The organism is Nocardia sp. NBC_01730, from assembly GCF_035920445.1.
Taxonomy (GTDB): domain Bacteria; phylum Actinomycetota; class Actinomycetes; order Mycobacteriales; family Mycobacteriaceae; genus Nocardia.
This window is the reverse complement of sequence record NZ_CP109162.1, coordinates 1,548,840-1,567,335: the sequence shown is the minus strand read 5'-3', so window position 1 is coordinate 1,567,335 and position 18,496 is coordinate 1,548,840. Positions and strand designations below refer to the sequence as shown.

The 18,496-nt window shown below is 65.9% G+C and carries 11 protein-coding genes and 1 tRNA gene; 5 read left to right on the top strand and 7 right to left on the bottom strand.

The genetic code is table 11. The features are described from left to right. Window positions 1-489: 489 nt before the first annotated feature. The 7 genes from OHB12_RS06215 to OHB12_RS06185 form a co-directional block, all read right to left on the bottom strand. Window positions 490-7,647 (bottom strand): SDR family NAD(P)-dependent oxidoreductase, encoded by a 7,158-nt coding sequence (locus tag OHB12_RS06215; RefSeq protein ID WP_327116982.1) that lies wholly within the window; start codon window positions 7,645-7,647, stop codon window positions 490-492. A gap of 54 nt (window positions 7,648-7,701) precedes the next feature. Further along, window positions 7,702-9,297: an acyl-CoA carboxylase subunit beta gene (locus tag OHB12_RS06210; protein ID WP_327116980.1), complete on the bottom strand. Its 1,596-nt coding sequence runs from the start codon at window positions 9,295-9,297 to the stop codon at window positions 7,702-7,704. A gap of 367 nt (window positions 9,298-9,664) precedes the next feature. After that, a complete protein-coding gene (locus tag OHB12_RS06205; RefSeq protein ID WP_327120930.1) occupies window positions 9,665-10,081 on the bottom strand; it encodes a hypothetical protein in 417 nt (138 codons plus the stop codon). A gap of 188 nt (window positions 10,082-10,269) precedes the next feature. Beyond that, window positions 10,270-10,845: a hypothetical protein gene (locus OHB12_RS06200; RefSeq protein WP_327116978.1), complete on the bottom strand. Its 576-nt coding sequence runs from the start codon at window positions 10,843-10,845 to the stop codon at window positions 10,270-10,272. Between the two features lie 234 nt (window positions 10,846-11,079). After that, a complete protein-coding gene (locus tag OHB12_RS06195; protein WP_327116976.1) occupies window positions 11,080-11,613 on the bottom strand; it encodes a YbhB/YbcL family Raf kinase inhibitor-like protein in 534 nt (177 codons plus the stop codon). Between the two features lie 21 nt (window positions 11,614-11,634). Beyond that, entirely contained in the window at window positions 11,635-12,996 is a 1,362-nt protein-coding gene (locus tag OHB12_RS06190) for a M20/M25/M40 family metallo-hydrolase (RefSeq protein WP_327116974.1), read from the bottom strand. Window positions 12,997-13,332: 336 nt separating this feature from the next. After that, window positions 13,333-13,689 carry a winged helix-turn-helix transcriptional regulator gene (locus OHB12_RS06185; protein ID WP_327116972.1) on the bottom strand — a complete coding sequence of 119 codons (357 nt, stop codon included), beginning with the start codon at window positions 13,687-13,689 and terminating at the stop codon, window positions 13,333-13,335. A gap of 145 nt (window positions 13,690-13,834) precedes the next feature. Here OHB12_RS06185 and OHB12_RS06180 point away from each other — a divergent pair, with 145 nt between their 5' ends. The 5 genes from OHB12_RS06180 to OHB12_RS06160 all read left to right on the top strand — a co-directional run bounded on the left by OHB12_RS06180 (window position 13,835) and on the right by OHB12_RS06160 (window position 18,177). After that, window positions 13,835-14,704, top strand: coding sequence for an NAD(P)-dependent oxidoreductase (locus OHB12_RS06180; protein ID WP_327116970.1), 870 nt, complete (start codon window positions 13,835-13,837; stop codon window positions 14,702-14,704). 145 nt (window positions 14,705-14,849) lie between these two features. Then, a tRNA-Leu gene (locus OHB12_RS06175) sits at window positions 14,850-14,934 on the top strand. Between the two features lie 108 nt (window positions 14,935-15,042). Further along, window positions 15,043-15,507, top strand: a complete 465-nt coding sequence (locus OHB12_RS06170) for a hypothetical protein (protein WP_327116968.1) — start codon at window positions 15,043-15,045, stop codon at window positions 15,505-15,507. Beyond that, the gene (locus OHB12_RS06165; protein WP_327116966.1) at window positions 15,504-16,595 is read left to right on the top strand and encodes a tyrosine-type recombinase/integrase; all 1,092 of its coding nucleotides are present in this window, start codon (window positions 15,504-15,506) and stop codon (window positions 16,593-16,595) included. The genes OHB12_RS06170 and OHB12_RS06165 overlap by 4 nt, the downstream gene beginning before the upstream one ends. A gap of 154 nt (window positions 16,596-16,749) precedes the next feature. Then, on the top strand, window positions 16,750-18,177 hold the full coding sequence (locus OHB12_RS06160) for a hypothetical protein (protein ID WP_327116964.1): 1,428 nt from the start codon (window positions 16,750-16,752) through the stop codon (window positions 18,175-18,177). Window positions 18,178-18,496 lie beyond the last annotated feature (319 nt).

Below are 18,496 nucleotides of genomic sequence, written 5' to 3'. Positions count from 1 at the left end.
ACCTCGCGCTGGACGAGCAGACACCAACCACCCAACGTTCGACCCGTACAAACCGGATCAGAACGTAGCGGCAGCGATCACCAGCCCACGAACCAGGACCTACACCTCGACATCACCGCAAGTCGCAGCTATATCCGACCGAAAATTCGTCAGTGCTACCGGGACCCCCGTAGACACCGATCGTCGCCACTCCCGGCTGACGCATGCAGCGGAGGACGGAGTCGACGCCGGTATTGACGAAGTTGTCGGTCAGAGGTCGGTGCGAAGCCTCGCGAAGTACGCGCGTGTCCGACGAAGGGCTGCGGCGCTATCAAGCCGATAGCGACCCGGCCACGCGTCGTCGGCCGGGTCGATGATCCGGCCCGACGACGGCAATCGCATCGGGGCAGGCCGCCACTTTGGTCGGACTCGTTGACGCGACGGCATTGCCCGGGCTCGGTGGGTCGTCGATGGATTCGACCGGTCGCGGACGAACCGGGCGCAATCTCCTTACTGCTCGAACATTTTCGCGAGCTGCTCGATGAGTTCGGGGAGGTGGTTTCGGAGGTAGAAGTGATCTCCGGGGTAGACGTGCGTCGTCACGGAACCGGTCGCCTGTCGACCCCATCCCTCCAGGTGCTCGGGCTTGCACAGCGGGTCGTCGTCGCCGGCGAACAGGACGAGGGGGCAGTCGAGCGGAGTCGAATCTGTCGTGTATCGATAGCCCCGGTACATGGTGTAGTCGTAGTTCAGCGCCTGTGTTGCGCGTTCGAGCATGGCTTTTTCCTGCCGGATCTCCGGTGGGATGAAGGCCAGTGCCTCCAGCGCCTCGGGACTGGGGGTACGGAAGAGGAGTTCTGAAAGCTCGTCCATTGCCGGGCCATCGGGTGCCGGCATCGCCGAGAGCCCGAGCGTCACCGGGCTCGTGCGGTGGCCGCGCGAGAGTGCGCGGGCGGTCTCGAAGGCAAGCAGGCTCCCGCCGGAGTGCCCGAAGAATGCGAACGGGCGCGGGTCAGGATCCGCGGCGATGATGGACGACAGTTCTTCGGCCAGTGCGAACAGGTCGCTTCGCGGTTCTTCTTCCGTGCGGTCTTCGCGTCCGGGCAACTGGATAGCGTGCAACTCGATGTGCTCGGGGAGCAGGTCGCTCCAGGGCAGATAGGTTGATGCCGAACCCCCGGCATGCGGAAAGCAATAGAGACGTATCGCCGCGTCGAGCCGCGGAGCGAATGTGCGGAACCAGCGTCCACTTACGGCGCGGGTGGTGGAGGGGGCGGCTTGGGCCTGCTGGTCGTGGGCCGTTCGGGTCTCCAAGTCGAGACGTTTCAGGAGATAGCCGACCAGTTCGCCCGCACTGGGGTGGGTCCACACGATGGTGGCGGGAATCTTCACATGTAGGTCGGTCTCGAGGCGATTGCGCAGTTGTAGGGCGGTGAGCGAGTCGAACCCGAGGTCGGACAGCAGTGTGCTCGAGTCGATCGATGCGGTGCTCAGCCCGAGGATCGCCTGCATGCACCCGCCGAGGTAGTTCAGGGCGAGCTTGCCGCGCTCATCGAGCGCTGCCGCCCGAAGCCGGGCGTTGACGCCGGAACTGTTGTCGACGCCGACGGACTCGGTCGCCGACGTGATCGGCATATCGGCGAAGAAGGCGGATTCGGCTGCGGCAGGGGCAGCGTGAAACCAGTGTTCGGGGTCGTAGATGAGCACGCCAGCGTTCGTTCGCTCGTGATCGATCAGTTCTTCCAGGGAATGCAGGCCTTCGGCGGTGGTGAACGCGGAGTATCCGTGGCGGCCCAGCTGGGTGGCCCGGCCGGCCTCACCCCAGACGCCCCAGTTGATCGCCAAGGCGGGCAGTCCGCGTCCCCGTCGCCATCGGGCGAAGGAGTCGAGCCAGTCGTTGGCCGCGGCGTAGTTGCCCTGTCCTGGACTGCCGAGTAGCGATGCTACCGAGGAGAACAACACGAACCAGTCGAGGGCGTGGCCGGCGGTCGCCTCGTGCAGCCGCCAGGCGCCGGTCACTTTCGGCCGCCACACGCGGTCGAGGCGGCGGACGTTCAGACCGGCCAGGGCACCGTCATCGAGGACGGTCGCGGCGTGCAGCACTCCGGAAAGCGCCGCTCGGTCGGCGGTCGCCGCCGCGACGAGCCTCTCGGCCACACCGGATTCGGCGATGTCACCGTGGATGAGGTCGATCCGGGTACCGGTTGCGCGGATTTCGGCAAGTGCGGCAGCGGCGGTGTCAGACGGTGCCGACCTGCCGTTGAGCACGATCCTGCCCGCACCGTGGTCGGCGAGCCAGCGGGCGATTTCCAGGCCGAGACCGCCGAGTCCACCGGTGATGATGTAGCTCCCGCCGTGGCGCACGATCGGCCTCGCGCCGGAGGGAAGTGCCACGTCGATTTCGCCGTGCTGCGGCACGGTCAGAATCAACTTACCGATGTGTTTGGCGGCGGCCATGTGCCGCAGCGCTGTCGCTGCCTCGGTGAACGGGAACTGGGTGCAGGCAGGCGGGTCCAGCCGGCCTGCGGTGAACTCGTCCCGCAGTTCCTGCAGCAGTTCGTGGATCAGCGGACGGCGTTCGCGGCCGAGAACGGCCAGATCCACGGCGGCTACCGTGATGTTGCGGCGCAGCGCCAACAGACCCAGCTTGGCGTTGGCGTAGATATCGCGCTTGCCGATCTCGATGAACCGCCCGCCCAGGTTCAGGACGTCCAGGCCCGCGAACAGCAACGGTCCGGACAGCGAATTCAATACCACGTCGACGCCTTCGCCGCCGGTAGTGGCGAGAGTCTGGGCGGCGAAATCCGATGATCTGGAGTCCATCACATGCTGCACGCCGAGGTCGCGGAGGTAAGCGCGCTTTCGGTCGCTGCCTGCCGTGGCGAAAACCTCCGCGCCGAGAGCCCGGGCGATCGCGATCGCGGCCAGACCGACACCCCCGGTTCCTGCATGGATGAGGATCCGTTCGCCTGCGGTGAGGCGGGCAACTCTCGTGAGCGCGTACCAGGCGGTCAGGTGAGCAGCAGGCACGCCGGCGGACTGGACGTCTGTCATCTCGTCGGGCGCCGGAACGACCAGTTCGGCCGGCAACGTGACGAACGTGTCGGCGGTGCCGTCGTAGAACGCCATCACGCGGTCACCAACCCGCAGGTGGTCGACGCCGGGACCGATGGCGGTAATGACGCCGCAGCATTCCAGGCCGAGCCTGCCGGAGGTACCGTGCAGGTCGGGGAACATGTCGAGCATGTGCATGACGTCTGCGAAGTTCAGCCCTATCGCCGTCGTCTGGATCTCGATCTCCCCGTATGCAGGCTCGCGGCGCGTCCGGGCGACCGGGCCGATCGTGTCCAGGTCTCCGGGGCGGGCGATATCGAGGGAGATGCGGTCCTGGCCGTACCGCAGGGTTCGCCGCGGCCGGGTTTGCCAGGTCCCGTCGCTGATGCGGTTGTTCACCAGCCGGGCCGCCCACCTCCGGCCGCTCCACCAGGCGATTTCGTCGTCGGGGCCGTCGGCGAAGAACTCGGCGACGAGATCGCGCACCGAGCCGATGCCGGGTTCCACGTCGACCAGGGTCGTGCGCAGGCCGGGATATTCGCACATTGCCACGCGGGCGACGCCGCGCAACCCGCCGTGCACCAGGGCAGGCACTTCATCTGCGGTAATGGTGTGAGCGCCCTGAGTGACGATCCACAGCCGGGGCACGCCGGTCTCGGACTCCGACAGTAGTCTGGCCAGATCGACCATGCGCATGACCGCGCTACGGCTGAGGTCCGGGATCTCCGATTCCGCCGACACCGACGGGGCCGGGAGGAAGACGACGTCCGTTGCCGATGCCAACGCCTCCGTCATTGCCGCCATGGGCCACGACTCGCGTGGACCTTCGGCGCTGAGCAGTGTGGCAGTCACCTCCGACGCGGCCAGTTCGGTGTGCAGAGCTGCCGACAGCGGATCGGCGTCGTCGCCGAGTACGAGCCAGCTCCCGCGAGCCGTGCCCGACCATTCCAGCGGCAAGGACGTCCACCGGACCTCGTGGAACAGTCGCTCATGCTGGGAGGTGGGCCGTTGCCGCTGCATCGGCGCGAACCGTACATCGGTGGCTTCGGCCACCACTGCGCCGTCGTCTGCCAGCAACCGCAGGATTCCCGTTGCTCCGTCCGCCGCCGTCGACACGAGTGCCGTCTGGCAGTACGCCGCGGTCGGGCTGGTCGAGAAGACACGCATTGATCCCACGCCGACGGGGAAAAGCAACCGGTTCCCGGCGCTGCCCGTCGCGGTTATCGCCGCGATGAGGAGCGTCTGCAGACATCCGTCGAGCAGGACTGGATGCAAGCTGACCGGCCCGGCGAGCGCACGGGCCGCGGGTGGCACGCTGACCCGCGCGAGCATCCCCTCGTCAGCCGACCGTCGCAGGGTCTCGACTGCGGCGAAGGCTGGGCCGTGATGGTAACCGTCGGCGCGTAGTTCCGCGTAGCGGCTCTCGACGTCGATTCGCTCGTTATACGACGCCTTCAAGGAGGTCGGGTCGACCGGCTCGGGAGGAGCGTCCTGCGGCAGATACCGCAATTCAGCGGTCGCGTGGACGATCCACTCGTCGTCGCCGTCGCCCTTGCTGAGCATCTCGACGACAGCGGTGTCTTCGCTGCGTGGAGTGAGAGAGGTGTACAGCGTCGTGTGTTCCTCCAACGGCAGCAGCTGGACAAAACGCATATCGGACAGCAGGACCTGCGCTACGTCGCAGTCGAAGAACTCGATCCCCGCAGCCAGCGCGGTCTCGCAATACGCCGCTCCGGGAAGTACTGTGACGCCCTCTACTCGGTGCTCGGCGAGCCATCTCTGTGCCTGTGTCCCGATATCGACCTGCCAGAGATGTCTGCGGCCGGGCTCGGGCACGGCAGTGTGCATGCCGAGTAGCGGAGGCCGAACCTGCGCCACGATTTGACGCGCGGGGTGCGGCAGCGGCAAGTCGACCCAATGGCGGGTCCGATTCCACGTGGTCGCCGGGGCATCGACGAGCGTTCCGACCGTGTGGCGCCGGGCGAAGTCGATGGGAACGCCCGCGACATAGAGGCGGGCCAACTGGCCCGTGATCGTGCGCAGATCGTCGTTGTCGCGCCGGACGGTGTGCGCGACCACCGCGTCGCGATCAATGTCCTGGAGCGTTTCTCGCATCGCGTGGCCGACGATGGGATGGACCGAGATCTCGAGGAACACGACATGGCCGTCCTCGGCGGCGGCCCGGACCGCGTCGGCAAACCGGACCGGTCTGCGGAGGTTGTCCGCCCAGTAAGCACCGTCGAAGAGGACCGTTTGTCGGGGATCGTCGGTGACAGTGGAGTAGAACGGCACCGTGGGACATTGCGGGCGGATATCGGAGACCGTGGGACATTGCGGGCGGATATCGGAGAGCGCACCGATCAGCAGGGGCGCGTGGGGATCCAGGTGCGGCCCGTGCGCCGCCACATCGGAGGCGACGAACCGGGCCGTCAGCCCGCGGTTCTGCCAGCGCTCGACAATGTGCCGTACCGGCTCGGGACCGCCCGCAACCACAGTGCCAGTGGGGGATGAGATCACGGCGACCGTGACATCGTTCACTTGACGCAGTTCTTCCTCGACCTGCTGATGGGGAAGGTCCACCGACGCCATCGCCCCGGTACCGGCCAGCGGGATCAGCGCAGCCGCACGGCGGCAACTGACTCGGACACCGTCCGCTATCGACAGCGCACCACAGACCACCGCGGCCGACACCTCCCCCATCGAATGGCCGAGCACTGCCCCGGGCCGCACGCCGAGTGATCGCCAGACTGCGGCCAGCGCAACCTGAGTGGCAAACAGGCAGACCTGGATACGGTCGATCCGAGTGACTACCGTCGAGTCGCGCAGCGTGTCGGTCACCGAGAAGCCCGCCTCGGCGACGATCAGCGGCTCCAGTTCAGCGATCGTGGCGGCGAACACCGGCTCTTCCTCGAGCAAGCGGCGGCCCATGCCGGCCCACTGCGAGCCCTGTCCGGAGAACACCCAGACCGCACCCGCGCTCGCCGCATCGCGTACCGTGCCGCCGAGCGAATCATCCTCATCGCCACCTGCGGCGATCCGGTCGAGTCCTTGGACGAGCTCATCCACAGACTCGGCGACCACGCCTATCCGCGCCCGGTGATGTGAGCGCCGGACCGCGAGCGTATGCACTACATCGCCGAGTTCAACCCGGCCGCGCGTGTCGGTCAGCCAGCGAGAAAGCCGTGCAGCGGCCGCACTCAGCATCTCCGGCGCCGTTGCCGACAGCGGTACCAGGACCGGGCGCGGCGCGGTCACGGCCGGGATTTGCGCCGCAGCCGGTCGGTCCGGGCAGTCCTCGAGAACAATGTGAGCGTTGGTGCCGCTGAAGCCGAACGATGACACCGCCGCCAGACGGGTGGGCCCGTCCACCGGCCATGTAGTCGGCTCTGTCGGCACGAAGAAACGAGTGCCGTCCGGAGAGATCTTCGGGTTCCATTGCTGGAAGTGCAGATTCGGCGGAATGACACCATGCTGGAGAGCGAGTACGGCCTTGATGAAGCCCGCGATCCCTGAGGCCGATTCCAGATGGCCGATATTGGATTTCACCGAACCGAGCGCGCATCGTCCCACACCCTCCCCGTAGACCGGCGACAGCGCACGGAACTCGATCGGGTCACCGACCGGCGTGCCGGGACCGTGGGTCTCCACCAGCCCCACCAGGCCGGGGTCGATGCCCGCCTGTGCAACCGCTGCGGAGTACACCATGCGTTGTGCGTCCTCGGACGGATGGACCAATCCCTGCGACCGCCCGTCCTGGTTGATCGCGGAGCCGCGGATGACCGCCAGCACCCGGTCCCCGTCGCGCTGCGCGTCCGAAAGCCGCTTGAGCACGACAATTCCGACGCCTTCACTTCGCACCAGGCCGTCTGCGCGGGCGTCGAAGGCATGACAGCGCCCGGTGGCCGAGAACATCCCCCACCGGGTCCCGGAGAGCATGAACTCCGGGCTCAGCATGACGTTCACACCGCCGGCCAGCGCGAAGTCGGACTCGCCGGTCCGCAAGCTCTGAACGGCCAGATGGGTCGCGACCAGTGATGACGAGCAGGCTGTGTCGATGGCGACACAGGGTCCGTGCAATCCGAGCACGTAGGAGACCCGTCCGGCCGCCGTACTGTGCACGTTCCCGATAGTCGCGGCGTAGGCATCGATGTTCTGGTAATGCGTGCCGAGACGCACGGAATTGTCCTGGCTCCAGATCCCGACGAAGACACCGCCCTGGGTTCCCATCACATCGCGTGGCGGGATGCCGGCATGCTCGAGAGCCTCCCAGGAAACCTCCAGCAGGAGCCGATGCTGGGGGTCCATCGAGGCCGCCTCCGCGGGTGATATGCCGAAGAAGGCGGCGTCGAAACCGGTGATGTCGTCCAGTGTGGCCGCCCAGCGAGTGTTGGAACGACCCGGCGCCTCTCGGTCGGGGTCGTAGAACGCGTCCACATCCCATCGGTCGAAGGGGCCCTCGCGGACCGGATCCCGTTTCTCGATCAGAAGCCGCCACAGGTCATCCGCCGAATCGACCTCTCCCGGCATTCGGCAGGCCATCCCGACGACAGCGATATGCTCGTCCAGTCGACGCGTGTCGTCCATGAGCAAGTGCGAGATTTCACCGATCACCATCGGTCTTTCCTTTCCAACAACCGCTCCGGCTCGTGTCGGCGCAACGGGGGATTTTTACAGCGGGATGTTTCCGTGCCGCTTCGGAGGCGATGGCTCTCGCTTGTCATTCATGATGCGCAGTGCGGCGGCAATATTGGGCCGTGTTTCGGAGGGGGCGATCACCGCGTCGACGTATCCGCGTTCGGCGGCCCGGTAAGGCGTGCAGTGGGTTTGGTCGTATTCGGTGATCAGCCTGCGGCGGAGACTTTCCGGATCCGCTGCGGCAGCAATGTGGTCGCGGTGCAGAATGTTGCTGGCGGCCTCCGCGCCCATCACGGCGATCTCGGCCGTCGGCCAGGCAAAGCAGACATCCGCGTGTAGGTGCTTCGAGCCCATGACGACGTATGCGCCGCCGTAGGCCTTACGGATTATCGTCGTGATCTTCGGCACGGTAGCCTCCGCATACGCGTACAGCAGTTTCGCACCGCGCCGGATGATGCCATTCCATTCCTGATCGGAACCAGGGAGAAACCCTGGCACGTCGACGAGTGTCACTATCGGAATATTGAAGGCGTCGCATGTTCGGACAAATCTCGCGGCCTTTTCCGACGCATCGATGTCCAGGCACCCGGCGGATTTCAGTGGCTGATTCGCCACGATCCCGACCGTATACCCGCTGATGCTGCCCAGGCCGCAGATGATGTTGGGCGCAAATAGTTGCTGTACTTCGAGGAAGTCCCCGTCGTCCACGATGGCGTTCACCACCACGTACATGTCATACGGCGTGTTCACAGACTCGGGGACCAGTGCGTCCAGCACGGCCCCGTCCGGATCCTTCCCAGCGGCGTAGACCGGCGGGAGGTCGTTATTGCTGGCGGGCAGGTAGGCCAGCAGATCCCGGACATACGCGATCGCGTCTTCCTCGTCCAAGGCAAGGTGGTGCGCGTTGCCGGAGCGGGAGTTGTGCACTCGCGCGCTGCCGAGTTCTTCCAGCCCCACGCGCTCGCCCATGGCGACAGCCAGTACGTCGGGACCGGTAACGAACATATGGGAGGTCTTGTCCACCATCACGACAAAATCGGTGAGCGCTGGCGAATACGCCGCACCCCCAGCACATGGGCCCATGATGATCGAGATCTGCGGAACGACGCCGGACATGCGAACGTTCCGGAAAAAGATCTCGCCGTAGAGCGCCTGCGCAACGACCCCTTCCTGGATGCGCCCGCCGGCTCCGTCGTTGATACCCACCACCGGACAGCCCGCCTTGGCGGCCAGATCGAGAATCTTGCAGATCTTCTCGCCGTGCACCTTCCCGAGCGTGCCACCCAAGACGGTGAAGTCCTGGGCGAACACCGCCGTCGGCCTACCGTTCACCGTGCCGTGGCCGATGACGACACCGTCGCCGTACACGTGGTCACCCACATTCAAATCAGTGGAATGGTTCCTCGCGAACGCGTCGAGTTCGACGAAAGAACCCGGATCGAGGAGCAGTGCGATGCGTTCCCGGGCGGTCTTCTTGCCGCGCGAGCGTTGCCTGGCAATCGCCCGCGGCGGCCCGGGACATTGCGACCTGACTGCGAGCTCATCGAGCTCTGCGAGCTTCGCCGCCGTTCCACGACCACCCTCGGCGCGCCCCGTGACGCTCTGGTCCCCGACCGGTTTGTCGCTCATCGAAGATGACCTTGTGCACTGACCAGGTAACGATCTACCGTGGCCGTGTCCCATCGACTCATGTTTGCGAAAGTAACGATCCGCTCGAGCCTGTGTCCACCAGCGTGTTCACCGTCCATGGGAACGACGGGCCGGTCCAGGCGCTGATCCTCGATCAGCCCACCGGCAGGACGGAAGCAACAGTTGGTTCGGTCTTTCGGGTTCCTGGTTCGAGCCGATCGGACCCACTCGACTCGGCTACTCGGGACCCCGCCGCAGTGGCGGGCGGTGCGTTCGGAACTCATCGAGTCATCCTCCGGCCCTTCCGGGTGGCGCGGGCCAGTGGTCAGCAGACGGCATACAAGGAAATGTCCATGAGGTCGACGTACTACAGCTGCGCCACGGTGAAGCCGACGAGTAGGACACTGAAGCCTCCGATCTCGCCGACGATCAGAGCGGCTAGCACGAAACGCAACACGGGCGGCGGGTTGCGCATTTGATTGTCGGTCTCACGCCGCAATCCGAGCCGGATATAGTTCGCGATCGTCACCACGAACAGCAGGACTATCGTCGCAGCCGCGAAGAAGTTCACCGCAGACGGCCAGCCGGACAGTTCGACGAATAACGCGATCAGCCCGGTCGCGAACGCGTATAGCAATGCGGCTCGATGGGCGATGTCGACGTAGGGGTGTGCCAAGCCGTCCGGCGAGTTGGCCATCGCCTGCCATTTCCACACACCGAGAACCAGTGCCCACAAGAAGATGAGTCCGGAGAAGAACAGCACCAAGGCTGTTTCCGTGCGGATATTCAAGTTCGTTCCCTCATCAGTCCATCAGGCAACCCGCGTGGGCCGCCGTTCAGTAGCGTGTCGTCTCCGGTCGGTCAGGGCACCAGCACCAACTGCCGCTGCGCTATCCGCCTGATCAGACGCAATTGTCCGGTCCGCCGGTACTGGTCGGCCGCTCACCTCTTCTTTCCGCCGGTCTCGATCGGCTACGGCGTGAAGGTGAGCCCGAAATGCGCGCCCAGCCGATTGAGCGCCTCGGGGTCGCCGAAGACGGCTTCCCCGTTCACGTCCTCGTCCCCGGGATCCACGTCACAAAAGCGCTGGGTAGAGTTCTCAGGGATCCCGGCGAGGTGCGTGGCGAAGACGAGCCCGGCTTCGAAAGCCTCGTCCTCATCCCCGGGATATGCCGGCCACGACTCCGTCTCACCGTTACAGTCGAACCGGAGCTCCCATTCCGCATCGTTCTCGACCAGTCGCACGTTGGTGATAGTCACCGTGCCTCGGGTGCAGGAGGCGATCGACTGCAACTCTGCCTGATACCGTTCCAGCCGTTCGTCGTCGTCGGCCTCGTCGATGCCGCGAAACGTTTTGTAATCGAACGAGTATCGGATCTCCAGTTCGCTGAGCAGACTGAGCACGGCCTCCTGAGCCGTGTGGCCGTAGTAGCTCAGCGGCTCGTCGAGTACGTCCGGCTCAAAGGTCTCCCCGGGTGTGGACCGGTCGACAAGACCGAGTTCGACGATCATGTCCACCACCTCGCGGACGGTACGTTCGGAACCCATCAGTCCTCCTCTGGGCCTTCTCTGGAGCCGCGACAACAGGCAGAGGATATCCATATCCCGCGAAACGCCTCCCGCCCCAACCTGTCCCCATCTCTGGGAGGTTCGTCCCGCCTGTGTAACCCCTGCCATGAAAGGCGACCAACTCGAGTGGCAGCGGCATGCGGATGGGCGACTGCACGGAGAAAGCACTGTGGCCCTGAGCATTTCGGCTCCGGGCCACAGCCGTCTCGTGTTCTACTTCTGCTCGTAGGTGCCGATGATGGTGGCGCGGGCCAGCGTGTGCGAGTACAGGTTGAAGCCGAGGTAGGCGGGCGTGGCGCTCTCATCGATACCGAGACTGTCGACGTCTACCGCGTGCACGACTACGAAGTAGCGGTGCGGGCCGTGACCGGGCGGGGGCGCGGCGCCGACGAAGCCGTGGAATCCGCCGTCGTTGCGCAGTGTGATCGCCCCGGTCGGAAGGGCTCCGCCCTCCTCACCGCTGCCCGCGCCGCTGGGCAGCGAGGTCACGCCAGCCGGGATGTCGGCGACTACCCAGTGCCAGAACCCGGATGCGGTGGGAGCGTCGGGGTCGAACACCGTGACCGCGAAGCTCTTGGTCTCCGCAGGGAACCCAGACCAGGACAACTGCGGCGAGATGTCCTTGCCCCCCGCGCCGAACACGCCGCTGACCTGGTCATTGCCCAGTGGCCGCCCGTCGGTGACATCGTCGGAGGTGAGGGTGAAGGACGCTAGCCGAGGAAGTGCGTCATACGGGTTGTAGGTCATGGAACCTCTTTTCGGATCGGTTCAGCTGTGCAGTAGGAAGTGTTCGAGCACCCGGGTGCCGAATTCGAGAGCCTCCACCGGAACCCGCTCGTCGACGCCATGGAACAGGGCGGTGAAGTCCAACTCCGGCGGCAGCTGCAGCGGCGCGAAACCGAAGCAGCGAATCCCCAAGCGGGCGAACGCTTTTGCGTCCGTGCCACCGGACAGCATGTAAGGCACGGTGCGGCCACATGGGTCGTGGGCCAACACCGCGTCGTTCATCGCGTCGACCAGGTGCCCATCGAAGGTCGTCTCGTAGGAATCGAGTTTGGTGATCCACTCGCGTTCGACATCTGGGCCGATCAGTTCGTCCACCTCACGCTCGAACGCCGCCTGCCGTCCAGGGAGCACGCGACAGTCGACCACGGCCTCGGCGGTCTGCGGGATCACGTTGGCCTTGTAGCCCGCCTGCAGCATGGTCGGATTCGCGACGTCGCGCAGCGTCGCGCCGATGATGCGGGAGATGGTGCCCAGCTTGGCCAGCTGACCCTCGATGTCGGGACTGGACGGGTCGAACTCCAAGCCGGTCTCCTCGGCGACGGCGGCAAGGAACTCGGCCACCGAATCCGAAAGCACCAGCGGGAAGGTGTGTTTGCCCAGTCGCGCCACCGCGGCCGACAAAATGGTCACCGCGTTGTCCTCGTGCAGGAACGAGCCGTGACCGGCGCGGGCCTTGGCGCGCAACCGCATCCAACCCAGACCCTTCTCGGCCGTCTCCACCAGATACAGCCTGCGTTCGGTGCCGTCGGGGCGCGGGACAGTCAGCGAGAACCCGCCGACCTCCCCGACCGCCTCGGTGATGCCCTCGAACAGGTCGGGCCGGTTGTCCACCAGCCACTGCGCACCCCACTTGCCGCCGTTCTCCTCGTCGGCCAGGAACGCGAACACCAGATCACGCGGGGGCACCGTGCCCTCGAGCTTGAACTGGCGGGCCAGTGCCAGCATCATCCCGACCATGTCCTTCATGTCGATCGCGCCGCGACCCCACACGTAGCCGTCGCGCACCGCGCCCGAGAACGGGTGCACGCTCCAGTCGGAGGCCTCGGCGGGCACCACGTCCAAGTGCCCGTGGATCAGCAGCGCACCCCGGGTGGGATCGGCACCTTCGAGCCGCACGAACACGTTGCCGCGCCCCGGCGCCCCGGATTCCACGTACTCGGTGGTATACCCCGCCTGATTGAGCTGATCGGCCACCCACTGCGCGCACTCACACTCGCCCTTGGTGGTAGCCAGATCGCCGGTGTTGGAGGTGTCGAAGCGGATCAGCGTGCTGACCAGATCCACCACTTCCGACACCGCGCGTGAGCTTCTGTTCGGATCGATTCCTTCGCCAGTTGCGGACACGTCCCCCTTCCTACCACCTGACGGACGAGCCGCGGTGCGTACTCCCGCCGTGCCAGATCCGCGCGCACTCGGCTGAGGTGGGTAATCAGCCCGCTCGAGGCTCCGGGCGTATCCGCATCATCGTGATCGTAATCGGTGCCTCCCCTGATCCCTGCTGGTCGAATCCCGGGTCGGGCCGTCGAATCTGGTGATCCGGCGACGGCAATCTCGTCGGCATTCGCCCAGGCCGGAACTTCCCCACATCGCCCGATGGTGGCCCGCCGCCCGCCGGTTCGTCACCGCTGAACGTGATCACAGCCGCACCGACAATTGTTCGGGCGCGCAGCGATAGGCGAGTCAGTCCGACTGGTGCACACGCGCCGCGCCGATTCGATGTATGCGGTCGCGACCCCAAGCGCCCAATGGTTCCAGAGCGGCGTTGAGTGTGACCCCGAGGGCGGTGAGGCGGTATTCGACCCGGGGCGGCACCTCACGATAGACGACCCGGCTCACGATCCCGTCCTCCTCCAGCTCGCGCAGCTGCTGAATCAGCATCTTCTCCGAGACGCCCGGCAGGCCCCTGCGCAATTCGCCGAAGCGCCGGAAGCTATGGGTGGCCAGCTCCCACAGAATCAGCGCCTTCCACTTGCCGCCGACTACATCCATCGCGGCGTCGATGCCACAGAAATATGGCCCGGATCGCTTCGCGCCCATCGTCCGACCTCTCTACCTGCTTACACACCGTTTCGTAAGTACCAGACAAAATAGTAGGTACTTGCCGGTCCGCCGGGTACCGGGCAATCTTGGGTTCCAGCGCGCTGACCACGACGTTTTCGACCTTCCAAGGAGTTGAACCGCAATGGCGGAGATTACGAGCACCCCGGTGGCCATCCTAGGGCTGGGCGCGATGGGCCAAGCGCTGGCCGCAACCTTCCTGAAGGCGGGTCTGCCGACGACGGTATGGAACCGCACGCCCGGCAAAGACGCCGACCTCGTCGCCGCCGGAGCCGTCGGTGCTGCCACCGTCGACGAAGCAATCCGCGCGGGAGGACCGATTGTCACGATCCTGCTCGACCACGCGTCGGTGCACGCCACCCTGGACCCGGTGGCCGACCGGCTGGCCGGACGGCAGCTGATCAATTTGACCAGCACCGCTCCCGGCGAGGCTCGTGAACTCGCGGCATGGGCCGCCGAGCACGGCAGCGCCTACCTCGACGGCGGAATCATGGCAGTGCCGTCCATGATCGGCCAGCCGGGCGCCTCGATCCTCTACAGCGGCTCACGGGAAGTCTTCGACGCCCACCGCGAGACCCTCGAATTGCTCGCTGCCGCAGAGTACTTCGGTGACGACGCGGGATTCGCGTCAACCTACGACTTCGCCCTGCTCGCGGCCATGTATGCGATGTTCGGCGGCTTCTTGCACGGCGCGGCCATGATGCATTCGGTCGGCGTCTCGGCCGCCGAGTTCGGCGAACGGGCCGCCGCATGGGTAGCCGCGATGACCCAATCGCTTCCGTACCAGGGCGGCGTCATCGACGCCAGCAGCTACGCCGACCCCGTCCAATCCATCGCCTTCCACAAATCCGCACTCGATGCGATCAACCGCGCCAGCCGCGACGCGGGCGTCACCGTCGACTTCGTAGCTCCCCTCAAATCTCTCCTCGACCGCCAGGTATCCGACGGCCACGGCGCCCTCGCCTTCGAACGCACCTTCGAAGAACTCCACTGACCACCACCGCGAGCCGTGCGCCCGAACCCCCTTCGGCCGCACGGTCCGCGCGGCGCCGCCGCGCCGAAGCCATCCCGAGTATCCCCAGGTCCAGGCGCGATTTGGTCCACGCGGAGTGATCCGATAATCTTGCTGAGCACCACCGGTCCGGGTGGCGGAATGGCAGACGCGCTAGCTTGAGGTGCTAGTGCCCTTTAACGGGCGTGGGGGTTCAAGTCCCCCTCCGGACACAAAAACAGGGCGAATTTACCCAATCCGCGTGTCAGGGCAATGCCCTGACACCCACCTCTTTCCCATCCTCGCTGACCTGCGGTTTTCCGCCTGCGGGGGTGGTTCGTGTGACTGAGAACACACTCGCGCCGGTCATCCCGCTTCTCGTTCCCGGCACCACCGGTCGGTTCCCCGCGGGGCAGTCGGGTTCCGGTCTGCCGCTGCCGCGGATTCGTGAGCGCCACGAACAGACCGGCTTCTACTCGATACGCCCCATCGATACGAATGGGCGGGTGATGGACCGGGCACTACTCGATGTGCTCGCCTGGAAGCCAGGTGATCGGCTGCGCTGGCGCGTGCACGAGGACCTGATCATCATCTCCCGCCCTGGCTACGGAACGGTCGGTGTCACCAAGCACGGCCATCTGCGGCTGCCCGCGGAATCCCGCCACGCGGTGGGCCTGGTCATCGGCGCCCGGGTGCTGCTGGCCGCCGACCCGACCCACGGCATCCTCGTCGTCTACCCACCCGAGGCCCTCGCCGAGATGGCCGCCTGCCGCTTCGCCGGTGCCGACGACGGAGACCTGCCGTGAGCGCCGGCGCGGCCCGCGCGGCCGACATCGCGGCGGCGCTGCGGGTCTTGGACGGGCTCGGCCTGAACCTCGCCGACCTGCACACCACACCGCCACCACGCCCGCCCGCACCTACCTTCGCCGAATTCATCCCAGCCGTCCACGACGCAATGCCCGCCGGACGGACCCGCGATCACTACAAGACCTACTGGGACAAGCTCCTCCAGCAAAACGGGTGGCCCGAGCACCGGATCGATGAGGTGACCCTCGCCCAGCTCGAACAACTCGCCGAGAAGATCAAGGCCTCGCGCGTGCGACGCCGCAACGGGCGCGACGGGCGCAAGGTCGTCCAGCACGTCATCGACGCACTGCGCTACCTGTACCGCCGGGCAGAACACGACGAGCTCATCGATCCCGCCGACAATCCGACCACCAAACTGGACAAACCCCGAACCCTGCCCTCGACGCGGCGCGCCTTACCAGCGGCGCTGCTGGCCGAGATCGGCCGGGTAGCTGCTACCACCGGCAATGACCCCGAACTCGACACATTATTGCTGCGGCTGCATACCGAGACGGCGTGCCGCCGCGCTGGGGCGCTCGTGTTGCGTCCGCGGGATCTCGATCCGCTGCAGTGTCTGATCTTGCTGCGCGAGAAGGGCGACACGCAGCGCTGGCAACCGGTGTCACCGACCCTCATGCGTGCGCTGTGCCGCCACAGCGAGGACCGCGGTGGCGCCGCGAACGAGCAGTTACTGCGATACCGCAACGGCCATCCCATCACCCGCCGCCGCTACGACCACCTGTTCAACCGGCTCGGCCGACACCTGCCGTGGGTGCTCACCCACGGCATCAGCATCCACTGGCTACGTCACACCACCCTGACATGGGTTGAACGGACCTTCAGCTACGCGGTCGCCCGAGAATTCGCCGGACACACCGACAACCACAGCGAAGGCGCCACCACCACCTACATCCGCGCCACGGTCGAGGAAGTCGCCGCCGCGGTCGCACTGCTCACCGGCGAACCACACCCCCTCGCATCCAGTGACGGCGCCGCATGGATGCAGCTCGATCCGGCCACGATACGGACAAAGGAAATCTCGTCATGACAACACACACCGACATGCGCGAGCGGGCAACGCGAACAGACATCGACCCCACGGTGGCATGCCCTGACGCGAGTACGACACCACGCCGACGGACACACAGACGACCATCGGCAGCGTTCGACGTAACTCCGTCTCTCGCCCAGGGAGCTGCGCTGTGACCACAACCATCACTGACCAGCCCACCGCCACAACCGATTCCGACCTCAATGGGCGAGGCGTGGCGAACGAGATCGACATGATCCCTGCCTACCGTCGGCGCAGACTGCGCTGGCCGTGGTCGCAGCGAACACCGCACATCCGAGCCGACCTGGCCGAGCGTGTCGACCAGGCCTGCGCTCGAATCCCGTTGCAGCACAGCGTCGAGCTCTATGAGGCGATGGACGACAGTGAAATCGACGCCGAGCGACGGTTGCGGAAGGGCTTGCGTCGTAAAGCGCGCCGTCAACGCAAACGTGTGTTCGTCGCCGACCTCGCCGCCGAGAACCGCGACCGCCGCGAGACCGAGCGGATCCGCCGCCACGACGACCGTCAGCGCCGGTGGCATACACGGGCACGAGCCAGTCGACGGCGCTTCACCAGCGCCGACGCTCAGGAGGCCACGCTGCATCGCAAGGCGACGTGGTCCTCGCTGCGGCTGCGTGTGGTCATGGCCGTGGGGCTGGTGTGGTCAGCGATCAATGTCGGACGCAATCTTGCCCCCGCCGACGGCCCGACCGGGCCCACATGGTGGCTGCTGTGGATCCTGTCCTTCGGCATCGAGGCCATGATCTCGGTACCGGTCTTGGAGATCATGTCTCAAGCCGCCACCGCCGCCCGGCTCGGGCACCGAGTGGAACGCACCAAGATCATCGCTTTCGAAGCGACACTGTTGATAGCCACGGTCAGCCTCAACTGCGGACCGCACGTGGCCACGGGGAACTTCGGGCGCGCCGCGGAATACTCGGTCGCACCGATCATGGTGGTCGTGCTGATGTGGCTCCACGCCTGGCTTTCCGCCCGCTACGCCACCCTGATCGCCGAGGTCACCACCCCACACGACAGCAGCCACACCAGCAGCGACCAGACCGGCAACACAGGTGCCGATCGTCGCGAGCATGTCGTCGGATCGGGGTACTCGCATCCCTCCGCAAGCAGCGCAACGGAATTCCAGTCTGTGCACACGGGCCAGCCGGAGGCGGCGGCGATAGTTCGTCACCTCGCACCCGTTGCGACGCGGTCCGAGGCCACCACAACCACCGAATCGGTTGCCGCGCTGGCACCAACACCCGTTGGCGGTTCGGTAGACCAAGGCCCATACGCCACGACCGCTGTCGACGCCGAGCCGCATGACCGCTACACCGCGGTGGCCATGGAGATGGTACGGACAAGGGCGTCCCAGAAGTCCGTTGCCCACATCGTCGGAATCCTGCGGCTGGCCGACGGAGGACTCAACGCCAACGCCGTGGCAACTCAGATGAGCCGCGACACCCACACCGACTGGACCCGCTCAACGGTCGATCGAATCATCAAATGCGCCGACATCATCGGATTCCGCACCACCCCCCACGAACAGGAGGCACGCCTCACCGGGCGAACGGCGTAAACACGCCGCCGAGCCGCACTCGAAAACCCTGAAACGCCGGGGCAATCCCCGCGTCGTGGGTGCCTCGACCGCATCGAGGCATCCACGACAGACACACAACAAAACAAAAGCCCCCAGCTGCGAACTGAGGGCCGAACAACCCGAAGGCTGACGCATTGACACGCAGGCTTCAGGGTAGCTCACGCATGGGCGCGCCATCAACTGCTGCCAGAAACGACAGCAGCGGTTCCAGCGCAACCCCGCACCAGCTATCCCCGATACCCGAACCATCCGCTCCCACCGCCCCCCTCAGCTCACCCGACATGGTTGCGCAGGCGAC